This is a genomic window from Pseudarthrobacter sp. fls2-241-R2A-168, assembly GCF_030209335.1.
GTDB lineage: Bacteria > Actinomycetota > Actinomycetes > Actinomycetales > Micrococcaceae > Arthrobacter.
Window position 1 is genome coordinate 34,469 of the sequence record NZ_JARVSG010000044.1, and the last position, 14,398, is coordinate 48,866.

The 14,398-nt window shown below is 67.4% G+C and carries 11 protein-coding genes; 8 read left to right on the forward strand and 3 right to left on the reverse strand.

What is annotated here, in order from left to right:
* The first annotated feature begins 152 nt into the window (after nt 1-152).
* Together QRN11_RS20490 and QRN11_RS20495 are read left to right on the forward strand one after the other, a co-directional pair.
* A complete protein-coding gene (locus QRN11_RS20490) occupies nt 153-1,769 on the forward strand; it encodes a sensor histidine kinase (RefSeq protein WP_285314326.1) in 1,617 nt (538 codons plus the stop codon).
* Nucleotides 1,766-2,434, forward strand: a complete 669-nt coding sequence (locus tag QRN11_RS20495) for a response regulator (RefSeq protein ID WP_091420937.1) — start codon at nt 1,766-1,768, stop codon at nt 2,432-2,434. Before QRN11_RS20490 ends, QRN11_RS20495 begins: the two co-directional genes overlap by 4 nt.
* Nucleotides 2,435-2,441: 7 nt before the next feature.
* Here QRN11_RS20495 and hutG read toward each other — a convergent pair whose 3' ends face one another.
* Nucleotides 2,442-3,395, reverse strand: coding sequence for a formimidoylglutamase (gene hutG, locus QRN11_RS20500; RefSeq protein WP_285314296.1), 954 nt, complete (start codon nt 3,393-3,395; stop codon nt 2,442-2,444).
* 176 nt (nt 3,396-3,571) lie between these two features.
* Between hutG and QRN11_RS20505 the strand changes: the two genes are divergently transcribed.
* Nucleotides 3,572-4,876 (forward strand): cation:proton antiporter, encoded by a 1,305-nt coding sequence (locus tag QRN11_RS20505; protein ID WP_285314297.1) that lies wholly within the window; start codon nt 3,572-3,574, stop codon nt 4,874-4,876.
* A 7-nt stretch (nt 4,877-4,883) separates the two neighbouring features.
* Here QRN11_RS20505 and QRN11_RS20510 read toward each other — a convergent pair whose 3' ends face one another.
* The gene (locus QRN11_RS20510; RefSeq protein ID WP_091420945.1) at nt 4,884-6,326 is read right to left on the reverse strand and encodes an NCS2 family permease; all 1,443 of its coding nucleotides are present in this window, start codon (nt 6,324-6,326) and stop codon (nt 4,884-4,886) included.
* A 113-nt stretch (nt 6,327-6,439) separates the two neighbouring features.
* Between QRN11_RS20510 and QRN11_RS20515 the strand changes: the two genes are divergently transcribed.
* A complete protein-coding gene (locus tag QRN11_RS20515) occupies nt 6,440-7,045 on the forward strand; it encodes a copper resistance CopC family protein (protein WP_285314298.1) in 606 nt (201 codons plus the stop codon).
* A gap of 3 nt (nt 7,046-7,048) precedes the next feature.
* Here the strand turns inward: QRN11_RS20515 and QRN11_RS20520 are convergent, their stop codons facing one another.
* A complete protein-coding gene (locus tag QRN11_RS20520; protein ID WP_142059213.1) occupies nt 7,049-7,675 on the reverse strand; it encodes an NAD(P)/FAD-dependent oxidoreductase in 627 nt (208 codons plus the stop codon).
* A 493-nt stretch (nt 7,676-8,168) separates the two neighbouring features.
* On the opposite strand from QRN11_RS20520, the gene QRN11_RS20525 reads away from it, so the two are divergent.
* The 4 genes from QRN11_RS20525 (at nt 8,169) to QRN11_RS20540 (ending at nt 14,391) form a co-directional block, all read left to right on the forward strand.
* Entirely contained in the window at nt 8,169-9,206 is a 1,038-nt protein-coding gene (locus tag QRN11_RS20525) for a universal stress protein (protein WP_285314299.1), read from the forward strand.
* 31 nt (nt 9,207-9,237) lie between these two features.
* Nucleotides 9,238-12,024 (forward strand): PEP/pyruvate-binding domain-containing protein, encoded by a 2,787-nt coding sequence (locus tag QRN11_RS20530; protein WP_285314300.1) that lies wholly within the window; start codon nt 9,238-9,240, stop codon nt 12,022-12,024.
* Nucleotides 12,025-12,097: 73 nt separating this feature from the next.
* Nucleotides 12,098-13,372, forward strand: coding sequence for a LolA family protein (locus QRN11_RS20535; RefSeq protein WP_285314301.1), 1,275 nt, complete (start codon nt 12,098-12,100; stop codon nt 13,370-13,372).
* The gene (locus QRN11_RS20540; RefSeq protein WP_285314302.1) at nt 13,369-14,391 is read left to right on the forward strand and encodes an ABC transporter ATP-binding protein; all 1,023 of its coding nucleotides are present in this window, start codon (nt 13,369-13,371) and stop codon (nt 14,389-14,391) included. Before QRN11_RS20535 ends, QRN11_RS20540 begins: the two co-directional genes overlap by 4 nt.
* The last annotated feature ends 7 nt before the right edge of the window (nt 14,392-14,398 follow it).

Here is a 14,398-nt window from a genome sequence, read left to right on the forward strand (position 1 = left end):
GCGTCTGGGCTTGAAAAGCCTGCAAACCCTGCCACCGGCGCTGCCTGCGGTATAGTTCCCGTACCTCCGCAGGGGCCGAAAACGCCGGAACCTGGCCGGAGATACGCGCTGAACCATCCAAAGGACCAACCACAGTGACTCGACGAAGAGGGATGTCCCTCGCGGGGCAGTACCTCGTGCTGCAGTTGCTTATTGTGTTGGCGGTCCTGGTGGCGGTGGTGGCCATCTCCCTGGCCCAGTCCGCCGCAACGTTTGAACGGGTGGAGGGCCGGCGCGCGCTCTCTGCCGCCGAAGCCCTGGGCAACAACCCGGCGGTCCGCGCTTTGCTGCCCGACGCGCAGCCCCGGGTGGGATCAGCCCTTCCCGCCGTGGCAGAGGCTGTGCGGACGCTGTCCGGATCGTCCCAGGTGGCGTTGGCGAAACAGGACCGTACCGTGGTGGCCTCCTCGGACCCCAGTTTGCTGGGCGAGAAGCTGGACATTGGGCCGAGCCGGGTCATGGAGGGCCGCGCGTGGACCGGTGTGGTGGCCGAAAGCAGTGCTGCCATGCTGTCTGCGCATGTGCCGGTCCTGGACGACGGCGGGAAGATGATCGGCATCGCCGCCATCAGCCGGAACTACCCCACCACCCTCGAGCGGCTGGGAGATGCAGTTCCCAATTTGCTCACCTACCTCGGGGTGGCCAGCATCCTGGGAGTGGCCGGTTCGCTGCTGCTGTCCCGGCGGGTCAAACGCCAGACCCTGGGCATGGAACCGAGTGAGATTACCGGCCTGGTGGAAAACCGGGAAGCCATGCTGCACGGGCTCAAGGAAGGCGTGGTGGCGCTCGATCCGAATGAACGGATCACGGTGGCCAACGACAGCGCCCGCGAACTGCTGGGTCTGCCGGCAGACTGCGTGGGCAAGAAGGTTTCATCGCTTCCCGTGGATTCGGCTTTGAAGACGGTCCTCACGCGCAACCAGCCGGACCCCGACCAGCTGGTGCTCGTGGGGGAGCGGCTGGTGGTCCTGAACCGCGTTCCCATCCGGTCCCGCGGCCGCGAAATAGGCTCTGTGACCACGTTGCGCGACCGCACCGAGATGTCCTCGCTTGAGCGTGAGCTGGGCGCAACCCGCACCGCCACGGATACGCTCCGCGCGCAGGCCCACGAGTTCGCCAACCAGCTCCACGTGATCTCGGGCCTGATCCAGATCGGTGAATATGATTCGGTGGTGCAGTTCGTTAATGGCGCCACAGTGGACCGGACCCGGCTCAACGATGAAGTCACCAGCCGCATCCACGATCCCGCCCTCGCCGCGCTGCTCATTGCCAAATCCAGCCTCGCCACCGAGCGTGGAGTGGCCCTGCAGCTGGATCCCGAATCTGCCCTGCGTCCGGTCAGCGACGACTTGTCGCGCGACCTCACCACGGTGGTGGGGAACCTCGTGGACAATGCGTTCGACGCCGTGACAGGACGTCCGGACGCCGCTGTCCGGGTGCTGGTGGAGGAGGGCCGGGACCCCTTCACCGCAGCCGGCCACGTGACCGTCACTGTGCGGGATAACGGTCCGGGTGTCCCGGACCAGGCGGTGGAGGAGATTTTCCGCCAGGGGTTTACCACCAAAGATGCCGGGCCCGCGGACGGGCGCGGCTTCGGCCTGGCCCTGTCCCGCGTGGTTTGCCGGAGGTCCGGGGGTGATCTCACTGTGGCCAACCACAATGGAGCGGTGTTCACCGCCCGGTTCATCAGAGGTACAACCCAGCCCAAGGGAGGTGCAACAAAGCCATGATCAAGGTGCTGATCGTTGACGACGACTTTATGGTGGCCAAGGTGCACGCCGGCTTCATCCAGCGGACACCCGGGTTCGCGGTGGTGGGCGTGGCGCATACCGGCGCCCAGGCCGTGGTGGAAACCGGCCGGCTGCAGCCGGACCTTGTGCTGCTGGACATCCACCTTCCGGACATCAACGGCCTGGACCTTATGCATCAGCTGCGCGATGTTGCCCCGGAACTGGACGTACTGGTTATCAGTGCCGCCCGTGAGGTCGAAACAGTACGCAAGGCGCTGCGGGGCGGGATTGTGCACTACCTGATCAAGCCGTTCTCCCAGTCGGACCTGCAGGAACGTCTTGAGCATTACCGCAGCGCCTACCAGGGCCTGGACTCCGCCAAGGATGTGGCCGAGCAGTCGGACGTCAACCGGGTGTTTGGCCTTGACCGGACGGAGCGGCCGCTGCCCAAGGGCTGCAGCATCGAGACGCTGAAGCTGGTGGAGGCCGCCCTCAACGCTGCGGCAGGTGACCTGTCCGCGGCCGAGGTGGCCGAGCAGGTGGGGACGTCCCGGGTCAGTGCCCGCCGCTACCTCGAGTACCTGTATGACGAAGGAACGCTGGACGTCCGGCTCAAATACGGAGTGGGGCGCCCGGAGCGGCGCTACGTCCTCAAAGGCCAGTAGCCGCCGGTCAACGCAGCAGGGTGTCGATCAGCCGGGCGGCAACTCTCGCGGTCCGGCCGTCGATATCGAATTCGGGGTTCAGCTCCGCGACGTCAAGATGCAGCAGCTTCCGTGACCGCGCCACCTGGCGGCACACAGCACTGATCACCGGAAGCGGCACCCCGAAAGCGGCGGGGGCACTGACACCGGGTGCCACCGCTGCGGGCAGCACGTCAAGGTCGATGGTCAGGTAGAGGACGTCGATGTCCGCGAGGAACCCTGCCACGAATTCCTGCACCCGGTCCGCTCCGCAGTCCTCATCCAGCAGGTACCGCACGCCCAGCTTCCTTGCCGTCTCGAAGAGGGTGCGGGTGTTGTTGGGTTCGGAGATTCCGACGACGGCGTAACGGAAGTCCCGCCCGGCGGCTGCTTCCGCGCGGGCCATCTGAAGGAAGGGTGTGCCGGAACTGGGGACGGGCTCGTCGCGCAGGTCGAAGTGGGCGTCCAGGTTCAGCACGCCCAGCCTCAGGCCGCCCTGGACGGCGGCGGATGCGGCAACACCCGAATAGCTCGCATAGGCGGTTTCGTGGCCGCCGCCCAGCACCACGGTGAGCTGCCCGGCGTCGAGCATGTCCCTCACGGCGCGGCCGGCGCGGTCCTGTCCTGCCTCCAGTTCCGAGCCGGAGACCACCACGTCACCGGCGTCGGCTACGGGTCGCTCCAGATGGTAGGCCAAGGGGCCCAGGGCGGCGCGAAGGGCAGCCGGGGCGTTGGCTGCGCCAACGCGGCCCTTGTTCCGGCGCACCCCTTCGTCGCTGCAAAAGCCGAGCAGCGCTGCAGGCTTTGTTCCGGGCCCGGCCGACGGTCCGGCGTCGTACGCTTTTACCGCCTGCCACCAGCGGAGGTGCCCGGCACCGTCGCCATCAAACCTGCCGGTCCAGGGCTGGGGCGGGACGTCGACGGCAGGGGTTGAGGAAGGCATGGTTCAAGCTCACCGCATGCCGGGGACGAAAACCAGCAACGGGGCCGTGATGGTGTCTGGAATTCAAGAAGCTGCCGGCGGAAACCGGAGAGGCTAAGGTGGAGCAATCCCTTCCGGGACCATGCCATCTTGCCGCGCCACGAGGGCGCCATCGACCCAGGCCGGAGAACATCACCGTGTTTGAAGCCCCCAACATCCTGTTTGCCGCTGCCGGACTTGCCGTGTTCACCGCCGCTGTGCTCCCCAAACTGCTGCGCGACATGCCCTTCTCCATGCCGATGGTTTTCCTCGGGGCGGGCATGGGCGCGTTTGCCCTGATTCCCACCCTTCCGGACCCGGACCCCGTAGCGCACGGCGACTTTGTCCTTCACCTCTCGGAAATTTGCGTGATCATTTCGCTGATGGGCGCCGGGCTGGCGCTGGACCGGCCCGTGGGGCGGCGGCAGTGGTCAACTACCTGGCGTCTGCTGGGGATCGCCATGCCGTTGTGCATCATCGGCCTGACCCTGCTGGGGATGTGGTTGCTGGGGCTGGGCCTCGGCGCCGCCCTGCTGGTGGCGTCCAGCCTGGCGCCCACGGACCCCGTCCTTGCCTCCGAGGTGCAGGTGGGCGAGCCCGCGGACGACGACGGCGGCACCAACAAGGAGGACGAGGTCCGTTTTGGCCTCACCTCCGAAGCCGGCCTCAACGACGGACTGGCCTTCCCCTTCGTCTACCTTGCCATCGCCATCAGCATCGCCGGCTCAGCTCCATCTGACTGGTTCGCGGAATGGTTCGGCGTGGATGTGCTGTGGCGGCTTGCCCTCGGCCTGCTGGTGGGCTTCCTGACCGGCAAGGTCCTGGCCAGGCTCTTCTTCTCCGCCCGCGCCGACAGCCTGCGGCTGTCCAACCACTCCGAGGGCTTCGTGGCGCTCGCCGCCACTTTCCTGGCCTACGGCGTCACCGAGATGGTGGAGGGCTACGGGTTCATTGCCGTGTTTGTCTGCGCCGTGACCATCCGCGCCGCAGAACGCACACACGGGTACCACCGGGTGCTGCACTCCTATGTGGAACAGCTCGAACGGCTCCTCACCGTGGTGATCCTGGTCCTGTTGGGCGGCGCAATCGCCCGCGGGCTGCTGGCGGGAATCGGCTGGGCCGAGGTGCTGGTGGCGCTCGCATTCCTGCTGGTGGTGCGGCCCCTGGCGGGCTGGCTCGGGCTGCTGGGCGGCAAGACCGGCCCGCGGGAACGGATTGCCCTCTCGTTCTTCGGAATCCGCGGAATCGGCTCCCTGTACTACCTCTCCTATGCCCTGGGCAAGGGCCGCTTTGCAGACCAGGCGGAGTGGCTGTGGGCTTTTGTGGGCCTGGTGGTGGCACTCTCAATCGTGATCCATGGCGCCACCACCTCACCACTGATGAACCGGCTGGACAGGCTGCGCGTTGTCAGGGCCAGGGCGGTCTCCGGAGATGAGGGGCTGGCCCCCAACACCCCTGTGTAGGCGGTTGCTACATTCCGACGGCGGCCTCGATGGGACCAATCGCGAAGAACAGCAGGAACGCCCCGGCCACCGCCCACATCAGGGGGTGGATGTCCTTGACCCGGCCCTGGACGGTGCGGATCAGGACGTAGGCGATGAAGCCGGCACCGAGGCCGTTGGCGATCGAGTAGGTGAACGGCATCAGCGAGAAGGTGAGGAAGGCAGGGATGGCGATGCCCCAGTCCTGCCAGTCGATCTTGCCCACCTGGGAGACCATCATGAAGCCCACCACCACCAGGGCCGGAGCCACGGCTTCGAAGGGCACCAGGTTGATGAGCGGGGTGAAGAACATGGCCACGAGGAACAACAGGCCCGTGACGATCGAGGCGATGCCCGTGCGGGCGCCTTCACCGATTCCGGCGCCGGCCTCGACGTAGATCTGGTTGGAGGACACGGACGCGCCGCCGCCGGCGATTGCGCCGAGGGCGTCCACCTGCAGGACGCGGTCGACGTCGGGAATGTTGCCGTGCTCGTCCACCGTGCCGGCTTCATTGGCCAGGCCCACCATGGTGCCCATGGCGTCGAAGAAGATGCTGAGCAGAATCACAAATGCCAGCAGGGTGGCAGCCACAAAGCCGAGGTGCTGGAAGGCGCCGAACGGGTTGGCCTTGCCGATCAGGGACAGGTCCGGGGCGGCCCATTCGCTGAAGGCGGGGGCCACCAGGGACCAGCCCTGGGGGTTGAAGGGCTTGCCCGGCTGCACGCTGGGGCCGATGTGCAGCGTCATCTCCACGACCACGGCGATGACGGTGGAGCTGATGATGCCGATCAGGATGGCTCCCTTGACCTTCCGGACCACCAGCGCGATGGTCAGGACCAGGCCAAACACGAACACGGCGGTGGGCCAGCCAAGGAGCTTGCCCTCAAAGCCGAGGCCAACCGGAACCGTGGTCCCGGCCACGTCCGGGATGCGGCGGACGAAGCCGGCGTTGACCAGTCCGATCAGGGCAATGAACAATCCGATGCCCACCACGATCGCCGTCTTCAGGCCCTCCGGAACAGCTTTGAACACCGCGGTGCGGAACCCGGTGAGGACCAGGATCAGCATGGTGACGCCGGACATCACCACCAGGCCCATCATGTCCGGCCACGTCAGGCCGGGGTTGGTGGCAACGGTGACTGCAACAAAGGCGTTGACACCCAGTCCGGTGGCCAGTGCGAAGGGGTGCTTGGCCCAGGCTCCCATGAGGATAGTGAGGATGCCGGCAACAAAAGCGGTGACGGCGGCAACGGCGGGAAATCCGAGAGTGGTGCCGCTTGAGTCCGGGCCGGAGAGGATCAGGGGGTTCAACACCACGATGTAGCTCATGGCGAAGAACGTGGCGAAGCCTCCGCGGATCTCGCGCGAGAGGTTGGAACCGCGCTCGGTGATCATGAAATACCGGTCCAGGGCAGAGCCTTGCTTAAGCATTAGTCCTCCGGGGAAGTCTGTGGGGATACCTGAATCCTATGGTGACTTTGGCGGAGAGCCCGCCAATTTCGCCTAGTCTGTTAGGAAGCCAACACCAAGGGAGCAGTCCAAGCATGGGTTCCATCCGCCGCCAGTTACTGGGCTTTGTGCTCGGGTCCTTCGTTTGCGCCGCCGCCTTCCTGGGCCTGGCCGGTCCGGCCGCCGCGCACGACGCCGCCGAATCCAGCAGCCCCGCCCAGGGTGCCTCGGTGGCGGTAGTGCCGGAGCAGGTGTCGGTGACCTTCAGTAACAACCCGCTCGGGATCGGCTCATCCTTCTCCGTCAAGGACGCCTCGGGCGTGGAGTGGGCCGACGGGGCCGTGGAAATTGTGGACAACGAGGCCCGCCAGAAACTCAAGGCCGGGGCTCCTGCCGGGCAGTACACGGTCTCTTGGCGGGTGGTCAGCTCTGATTCGCACCCCATCGAAGGGACCTTCAGCTTCACGGCCGCTGCGGCGGCCGGCGGGGCTGCTCCGGCAGCCACAACGACGGCGGCGGCAACTGTTCCTGCCATCGGAACCGCCCAGCCGGGAAAGACAGCGGCGCCGGAGCCCACAGGCTCGGGCGAGCCGTTCCAATGGAGCATCGTGATTTTCGCCGCTGCCGCGGTGGGGTTGCTTGCCACCCTCGCCATCCTGGCCCGCCGCAGGCTCACGGCAGGCAGTGATGACGAGCGCTGAGCGCTAACAGGGCAGGATCGCCAGGCTGCCGGTGAATGCGGCGCCAACACCGTCCGGGTTGACCTTGGCGGAAATGGCGTGGCCCACCGTTTTGGCCTGGCGCAGCACCTCCTTGGGTGAAGGGGTGATCAGTTCGCCCACTCCCACCAGGTAGATGCCGATGGCACGCATGGCAGCGACGACGTTGCGGCCCACAGTGATGCCGAAGTCGTTGATCATCCGCCGCAGCTGGCTGTGGGCGCAGCGCGTCAGCACGATGTGGTCAGCGATCAGGATGCCGGTGGGCGTGTGCACCTCCCACTGCGGAACGGCTGTGCCCCCCGGAAGGCCCTCCACCATGGTCAATTGGACAGCCCTGGTGGTGTTCCGGACATCCACGTCGTGGCTGGCTGCATAGTTGCGAAGGTGGCGCAGGATTTCGTTCCGTTCACGAAGGGTGACGGGGTCCGCCGCGTCGCAGCGCTGCAGGGAGGCGGTGTTGGCCGGCTGCGCGGCACCCAGGAGGTCCAGCCCGTCCACCACGATGGAGTCAACCCCGCGGCGGCACAGTTCGGCTGCCACAGCCAGGCCGGACAGCCCGGTGCCAATGATCACAGTGGTGGTCTGCTCGGTCCCGGCATTCCCAGGCATGCTTGACACTACAGTTTCCCTCCTTCGAAGATTCGGCAGGTGCAGGCGTCGTCGCCCGCGCGCGTCCCGTTACCCCCAAAGTCCGGCCGCAGTGCATGGCCGGGCAGCGCTCACTTGCATGTGCAGCTGGCGTCCCGGACCAACAATGTCCTGAAGACTACAGAACAATTCCGGTGCTGGATAGCCCAATCCGGAAACATTCACCTGCGGGTGAACACGCTTTCCGTCACACCCCCGAAAGGGCGGGGTTGGGCTGCCGCAATGGGCGGACCGGCCCCGTCGAAAGCGTGCGGCCCCTGGCGCCGGAAGCCTGTGGATAACCTCCCCTATCCGGCCCTGAACAGGCTTGCTAAGGGACGGTGGACGGAGAATAGTGAGAACTGGAAGCAGGCCCTTCCTTCGCAGCGGCTGCCGCTGAACGGGTGCACGGGGAAGGGTGCGGTTTCTGGCAGAATAGCCGCAACATACGGCAGTATCGCGAGGAGGCGGCCCCATGGGCGCACAAGAGTTGCATCCGGACCCGGCGAGGGACAATGGTGGTGCTCCTGCCGCTCCCGACGGGATTGTTGTTGGCGTGGACGGCTCGGAACATGGCCAGTGCGCCTTGGTCTGGGCAGCCCGCGAAGCGCAGCGCCGCCGCCGCCCCCTGCATATCGTGACCGCGTATTCCGTGCCCATCTTCGCCGCCTCCGGCCTGGACGGCGGATACGCCACTGTGGATGATTCCGTGATCCGCGAGGGCGCGGAAGCCGTGGTCAAGCAGGCGGTTGAGAAGGTTTCCAGGTATGACATCGACGTGAGCGCCTCGGTGGAGAACGGGGATGCCTCGGGTGTGTTGCTGGAGATGTCCCGGACCGCGGAGCTTCTGGTCTTCGGAACCAGGGGCAGGGGCGGATTTGTGGGCAGGCTCCTGGGTTCAGTGAGCAGCGCGCTGCCGGCCCACGCAAAATGCCCCACCGTTACGGTGCCCCTGGTGTGTTCTGACCGCCTGGGTGAAACGACCGAGGATAAACGGATCAGGGCTGAACAGGCCAAAGCCGGGCACCGGCGCGTGGACAACGTGGTGGTGGTCGGCGTTGACGGCTCGGAGCAGGCCCGGGTTGCGGTCCTTGAAGCCGCGGACCAGGCCGAGCGGCTGGGCGCGTCGCTCCGCGTGGTGTGCGCTGTTCCCCAGTACAGCGGTTCACTGGCCTGGGTACCCGCCCCCATGGACCGGAAGGCGCTCTTCGCAGACATCCAGGTGACCCTGGACGCCGGCATGGCCTGGCTGAGGAGCCACTACCCCAGCCTTGCCGCGGAATGCGAACTGCTGGACGGTTCCCCCGTGGATGTGCTGGTGGACGCCAGCCGGCACGTGGAGTTGGTGGTGGTGGGCACGCGCGGCCGCGGCGGCTTCACGGGCATGCTGCTGGGGTCCACTTCGGACGGCGTCCTCCACCATGCGAAGGGACCGGTGATGGTGGTTCCGGACCGTGAGGACCCGCGGCTGGCCGACAGGGCACGTTTCGGGCCCATCCTCGGCGCAGCCTGATCCGGCCCGGCCGCTTCGAAAGCGCCACACCATGGCTGCCTACAATCCAGCAGATCCCGGGCAGGAACCGCGCCGGCCCGGTGGGGAAAGCGACCACGCCCTGGTGGTCCGCCTCAGCCACCTCGACGGCAGCATGCTTCCGCTGGTGGGCGGCAAGGCGGCCAATCTTGGCGAACTGATATCGGCAGGGCTGCCCGTGCCGGACGGCTTCTGCCTGACCACCGAGGCATACAAGGAGGCCACTGTCACTGTCCGTGACGGTGGCCTCCGCCAACTCGGTGACCTTCAAAAGGCGCTGCAGGGAACCACCAACCAGGCCGCCGAACTTGCCGCGCTCGCCGGCACTGTACGCCAAGCGATCGTTGGCCTGCAGGTGCCGCCGCACATTGCCGCAGCCGTAGAGCAGGCCTATTCCGCGCTGGGACATGAAACTCCGGTGGCTGTACGCTCCTCCGCCACGGCCGAGGATCTTCCGTTCGCCAGCTTCGCCGGCCAGCAGGACACCTACCTGAACATCATCGGACCTGACGCACTCCTGGTGGCCGTGCGGAACTGCTGGGCGTCCCTTTGGACTGACCGTGCGGTGGCCTACCGTGCCGCACTGGGCATCGCGCCCCACGAAGTAGCCCTCGCCGTCGTGATCCAGCGGATGGTTGACGCGGCGGCAGCCGGTGTGATGTTCACCGCCAACCCCCTGACGGGCAGGCGGCGGGAAGCCGTTATCGATGCCGCCCCCGGGCTTGGCGAAGCCGTGGTCTCCGGGGCGGTCAATCCGGACCACTTCGTAGTGGACACGGCAGCACACCGGGTGCTGGAGCGGAAGCTTGGCGATAAGCGCGTTGCCGTCCGGCCCAGGGCGGGCGGTGGAACGGAAACCCACAACGTCCAGGACGGGGCGGATGGTTCGAGCCTGACCGATGGGCAGGCGCTGGAACTTGCCGCGCTGGGCCTGGAGGCCGAGCGGCACTTCGGAGCGCCACAGGACACGGAGTGGGCCATCGATACCGGCGGTGCGCTCTGGCTGACGCAGTCCCGGCCCATCACCACCTTGTATCCCTTACCCGAAAGCCGTTCCGCCGCTGATGGGGGTGCCCGGATATACCTTTGCTTCAGCCTCGCCCAGGGACTGACCCGCCCGCTCACCCCCATGGGGCTGGCGTCACTGCGGCTCGTTGGCTCCTCTGTTGCGCGGGCAGCAGGGTTCGACGTCCCCGACCCGCGCCGCGGTCCGGCACCCTATGCGGAGGCGGCCCAGCGCATGTACGTCGACGTGACGACGCCCGTCCGGAGCACCGTGGGCCGCCGCATCCTGCCGCGCGTGTTCGACGTCATGGAGGCCCGGTCCGCCACCGTGCTGCGCCAGGTTTTTTCCGACCCCCGATTTTCGGTGACCCGGAAGACCGCGTTCGGACTCCTGCGCCATGTCCTGCCCGCTGCGGTGCGTGCCCGGGCCCCGGAAACCTTGCTCCGCGGGCTGCTGACACCCACGGCGGCGCTCCGCCGCCTCGACCGGTTCAGCCGGCAGTTCGCCGACGACCTGGAGCTGGATTCGGGAGCCGGCCCCATGGAACGGCTGGATCACGCAGAGCGGCTCCTGGGAAGCCGGCTTTTTTCGATCGTTCCGGCCATCCTGCCGCTGCCCGCGCTGGGATTCGCCATGCTGTGGGCTGCGGGCAAGCTGCTGGGTGGGCCGGGCCGCGGGGAGGACCTGCAGAAGGTGCTCCGGGGCCTGCCGCAGAATGTGACCACCGAGATGGACCTTGACCTGTGGCGCCTCGCTGCAACCATGAAGGTGGAGCGCGAAGCACGGGAGGCCCTGGAGACACGGGAGCCGTCCAGGCTTGCCGCGGATTTCCGCGACGGCACCCTGCCTCCCGTGCTGAATGCAGGCGTTGCACGGTTCCTGGAACGCTACGGCCACCGCGCGGTGGCGGAGATCGACGTGGGGATGCCGCGCTGGTCCGATGATCCCACGTACATCCTGGGGGTCCTGGCCAACTACCTCCGCCTGGACAATCCGGCCATGGCCCCGGACGCGCAGTTCAGCCGCGCCGAGGCTGAGGCGGAGGCTGCAGTGGACCGGCTCGTTGCCGAAGCCCGGGCGCGCGGCAGGGTGCGGTCTGTGCTTGTTGGCGCGGCCCTGCGGCGTGCCAGGTTGTTCGCTGGTCTGAGGGAATCGCCCAAGTACCAGCTGGTCCTTGGCCTTGCTGAAGTACGGAAGCAGCTGGCGCTCGTGGGAGCCGCGCTGGCTGCAGACGGCCGGCTCGAGAGCGCGGATGACGTCTTCTTCCTCGACTTTGATGAGCTTCGGCAGGCGCTGGGCCACACCAGCGCGACCACTGCCGGCCGGCATCGAAACGTCCGCGAACTCATCGTGGAGCGGCGCGCCGCCTATTCAAGCGAATTAGGCAGGCGGCACATCCCCCGGGTCCTGCTCTCAGACGGGACCGAGCCGGAAGTGCTGTACGCCGGCCGCGCCGCTGCGGCGGATGGCGCCCTGACCGGCAGCCCCGCTTCAGCCGGGTCTGTCACAGCTGCCGCCCGGGTCATCCTGGACCCCGTGGGCGCCCACCTGGAACCCGGAGAGATCCTGGTGGCGCCGTCCACCGATCCCGGCTGGACTCCGCTCTTCCTCACCGCCGGCGGCCTGGTGATGGAGATGGGCGGGCCCAACTCCCACGGTGCCGTGGTGGCCCGCGAGTACGGCATCCCTGCCGTGGTGGGAGTCCCGGAGGCCACAGTCCGGCTGGCCACCGGCCAATACATCACGGTCGACGGCGGTGCGGGAACCGTGGTGCCTGCGCAGCCCAGGGGGTAGCCCGGGCAGGTGTAGCGGGCGTATTCGAGGCGTACCCTTGGACTATGGGCTCCAGCGACGGAGACGATCAGCCATGAACCGGAGTTTCAACCACCGGAGCGACCACGGGACAAGCCTGGAGATCAGGGACCGCGGCGTGAGCCACGTCATCCGCAGCCCTTGGCTGCGCTGGATCCCCGCGGTGGCCGTACCTTCGGTCATCGCCGCCGGGGTGTTGTCGGGAACCCTTCCGGCACGGGCCGGCGACCCCCTGCCGGAGAAAACCCCGGCCGAAGTCATCGCCCTCCTCGCTTCGCACAAGACACACACGTTCTCGGGCACCATTGAACAGACCTCGCAGCTGGGGTTGCCGGAGCTCCCGGCTGCACCACCCACGTCGGGGCCCGGATCGGCCGACGGCGTGGCTTCAGTTATGGAGTTCCTCACCGGCGAGCACACGGCGCGGGTGTTTATGGACAGCCCGACCAATGCGCGCATCCAGGTAGTGGACCGGCTCGCCGAGCGGGACATCGTCCGCCATAACAACGACGTCTGGTTCTACTCGTCCAAGGACAACTCCGTCGCGCATCTGACCCTGCCTGCCCACGCCCATGACCTGCCGCTGGCTGAGCCGTCCCAAACCGGGCCGTCCCACACCGGGCCGTCCCACACCGATCCGTCCGACACCGGAATGCCGGCTCCCCGCACACCTGAGGAACTGGCAGGAAAGTTCCTGGCCATGGCTGACAGCACCACCGCCGTAACCGTCGGCCCGGACGTGGAAACCGCCGGCCGGCAGGCCTACACCCTGCAGTTGGAACCACGCACTGACGCCACCCTCGTCGGCAGGGTAACGGTCGCCGTCGACTCTCAGACTGGCATGCCGCTCTCCGTGAAGGTCACCGCGAGGGGAGCTGCCGAGCCTGCCTTCAGCGCTGGATTCACCAGCCTTTCGCTGGAGGCGCCGGACCAAGCGCTGTTCAACTTTGCCCCGCCACCGGGCAGCAAGGTGGAGGAGCTGCAGTTCAACCACCCCGCCTACCAGCAGCCCGGTCAAGGATTCCCCGAGGCGCCGGGAACGTACATCACCCCCGACCGGCTGGCAGAGAACATCCAGGACCACGCCCGGCAGTACATGTCCGGGTCCGGCTGGGAAGCGGTAGCGGAAGTTCCGGCGGAAAGCGGCGCAGGCTCAAAGCTCAATGCCCTGCTGGCCCGGAATCCGCTGCTGGCCCAGGCCGCCGTCGCCGTTCCTGGCGGCCGGCTGATTTCCACCGCACTTTTCAACGTCCTGCTCACGGACGACGGCCGGATCTTCGCGGGCATGGTCCCGCCGGAGAGGCTGCAAGCCGCTTCCACGGCTCCGTGACCGGGGCCGCGCAGGGCCCCGGATCGTGGACGTACGGCCTGACCATCGAGACGCAGGGGCTGACAAAGCGGTTCGGGCAGCAGTTGGCCGTGGACGGCCTGGACCTGGCTGTGCCCCGGGGAGCGGTTTTTGGTTTCCTTGGCCCTAACGGCTCGGGCAAGACCACCACCATCCGGATGCTGCTGGGCCTCGCTGCCGCGTCCGCCGGGAGCGTCCGGCTGCTCGGGATGGAGATGCCGGGCCGGTTCCAGGACGTCCTTCCCCAAGTGGGGGCATTGGTGGAGGGACCGGCCTTCTATCCGTTCCTCTCAGGTACCGCGAACCTCCACCGCCTCGACGCCGCCACCCGGCATACTGCCCCCGCCACCCGAAAGGCCCGGGTCAATCAGGCGCTGGAAAGGGTGGGCCTGGGGCATGCGGCGGGCAAGCGGGTCCATGCCTATTCCCTGGGCATGAAGCAGCGGCTGGGCATCGCCAACGCCCTGCTCTCGCCCCGCGAACTGCTGGTCCTCGATGAGCCCACCAACGGGCTCGACCCGCAAGGCACCCGGGAAGTGCGGAACCTGGTCCGTTCCCTCGCCGCCGACGGAACCACCGTTTTTGTGTCCAGCCACCTGCTGGCCGAAGTGGAACAGATCTGTACCCATGCGGCAGTGATGAGTGCCGGCCGGCTGGTGGCCCAGGGGCCGCTTCCGGAGCTGCGCCGCTCCGGAACTGTCCGCATCCGCCTGCTCACGCCAGATGCCGGGGCGGCGATGGCAGTCCTCGCCCGCCTGGGGCTGGCGCCGGAGGAAGCAGCAGCGCAGCAGGACGGACAGGTGGTGACGGCGGCGCTGGACGCACCCGCTCAGGGCACTTCCCCGGGAAGCAACGTGTCCCCGGGAAGCACCGCGCCGGAGGATATTGTGGCCCGGCTCGTGGAGGCCGGCGTCCGGGTCCGGGGGTTCGCCGTGGAACGCGAAAGCCTTGAGGACCGGTTTGTTGCCTTGACGGGGGAGGGGTTCGACGTTGCCCAGTAGCGCCCAT

What these genes read in the sequence shown, in the direction of transcription:
- QRN11_RS20520 (WP_142059213.1), bottom strand. Translation starts at nt 7,675, where the DNA reads ATGCCTGGGAATGCCGGGACCGAGCAGACCACCACTGTGATCATTGGC.
- QRN11_RS20535 (WP_285314301.1), top strand. Translation starts at nt 12,098, where the DNA reads ATGAACCGGAGTTTCAACCACCGGAGCGACCACGGGACAAGCCTGGAG.
- QRN11_RS20515 (WP_285314298.1), top strand. Translation starts at nt 6,440, where the DNA reads ATGGGTTCCATCCGCCGCCAGTTACTGGGCTTTGTGCTCGGGTCCTTC.
- QRN11_RS20510 (WP_091420945.1), bottom strand. Translation starts at nt 6,326, where the DNA reads ATGCTTAAGCAAGGCTCTGCCCTGGACCGGTATTTCATGATCACCGAG.
- QRN11_RS20495 (WP_091420937.1), top strand. Translation starts at nt 1,766, where the DNA reads ATGATCAAGGTGCTGATCGTTGACGACGACTTTATGGTGGCCAAGGTG.
- hutG (WP_285314296.1), bottom strand. Translation starts at nt 3,395, where the DNA reads ATGCCTTCCTCAACCCCTGCCGTCGACGTCCCGCCCCAGCCCTGGACC.
- QRN11_RS20525 (WP_285314299.1), top strand. Translation starts at nt 8,169, where the DNA reads ATGGGCGCACAAGAGTTGCATCCGGACCCGGCGAGGGACAATGGTGGT.
- QRN11_RS20490 (WP_285314326.1), top strand. Translation starts at nt 153, where the DNA reads ATGTCCCTCGCGGGGCAGTACCTCGTGCTGCAGTTGCTTATTGTGTTG.
- QRN11_RS20530 (WP_285314300.1), top strand. Translation starts at nt 9,238, where the DNA reads ATGGCTGCCTACAATCCAGCAGATCCCGGGCAGGAACCGCGCCGGCCC.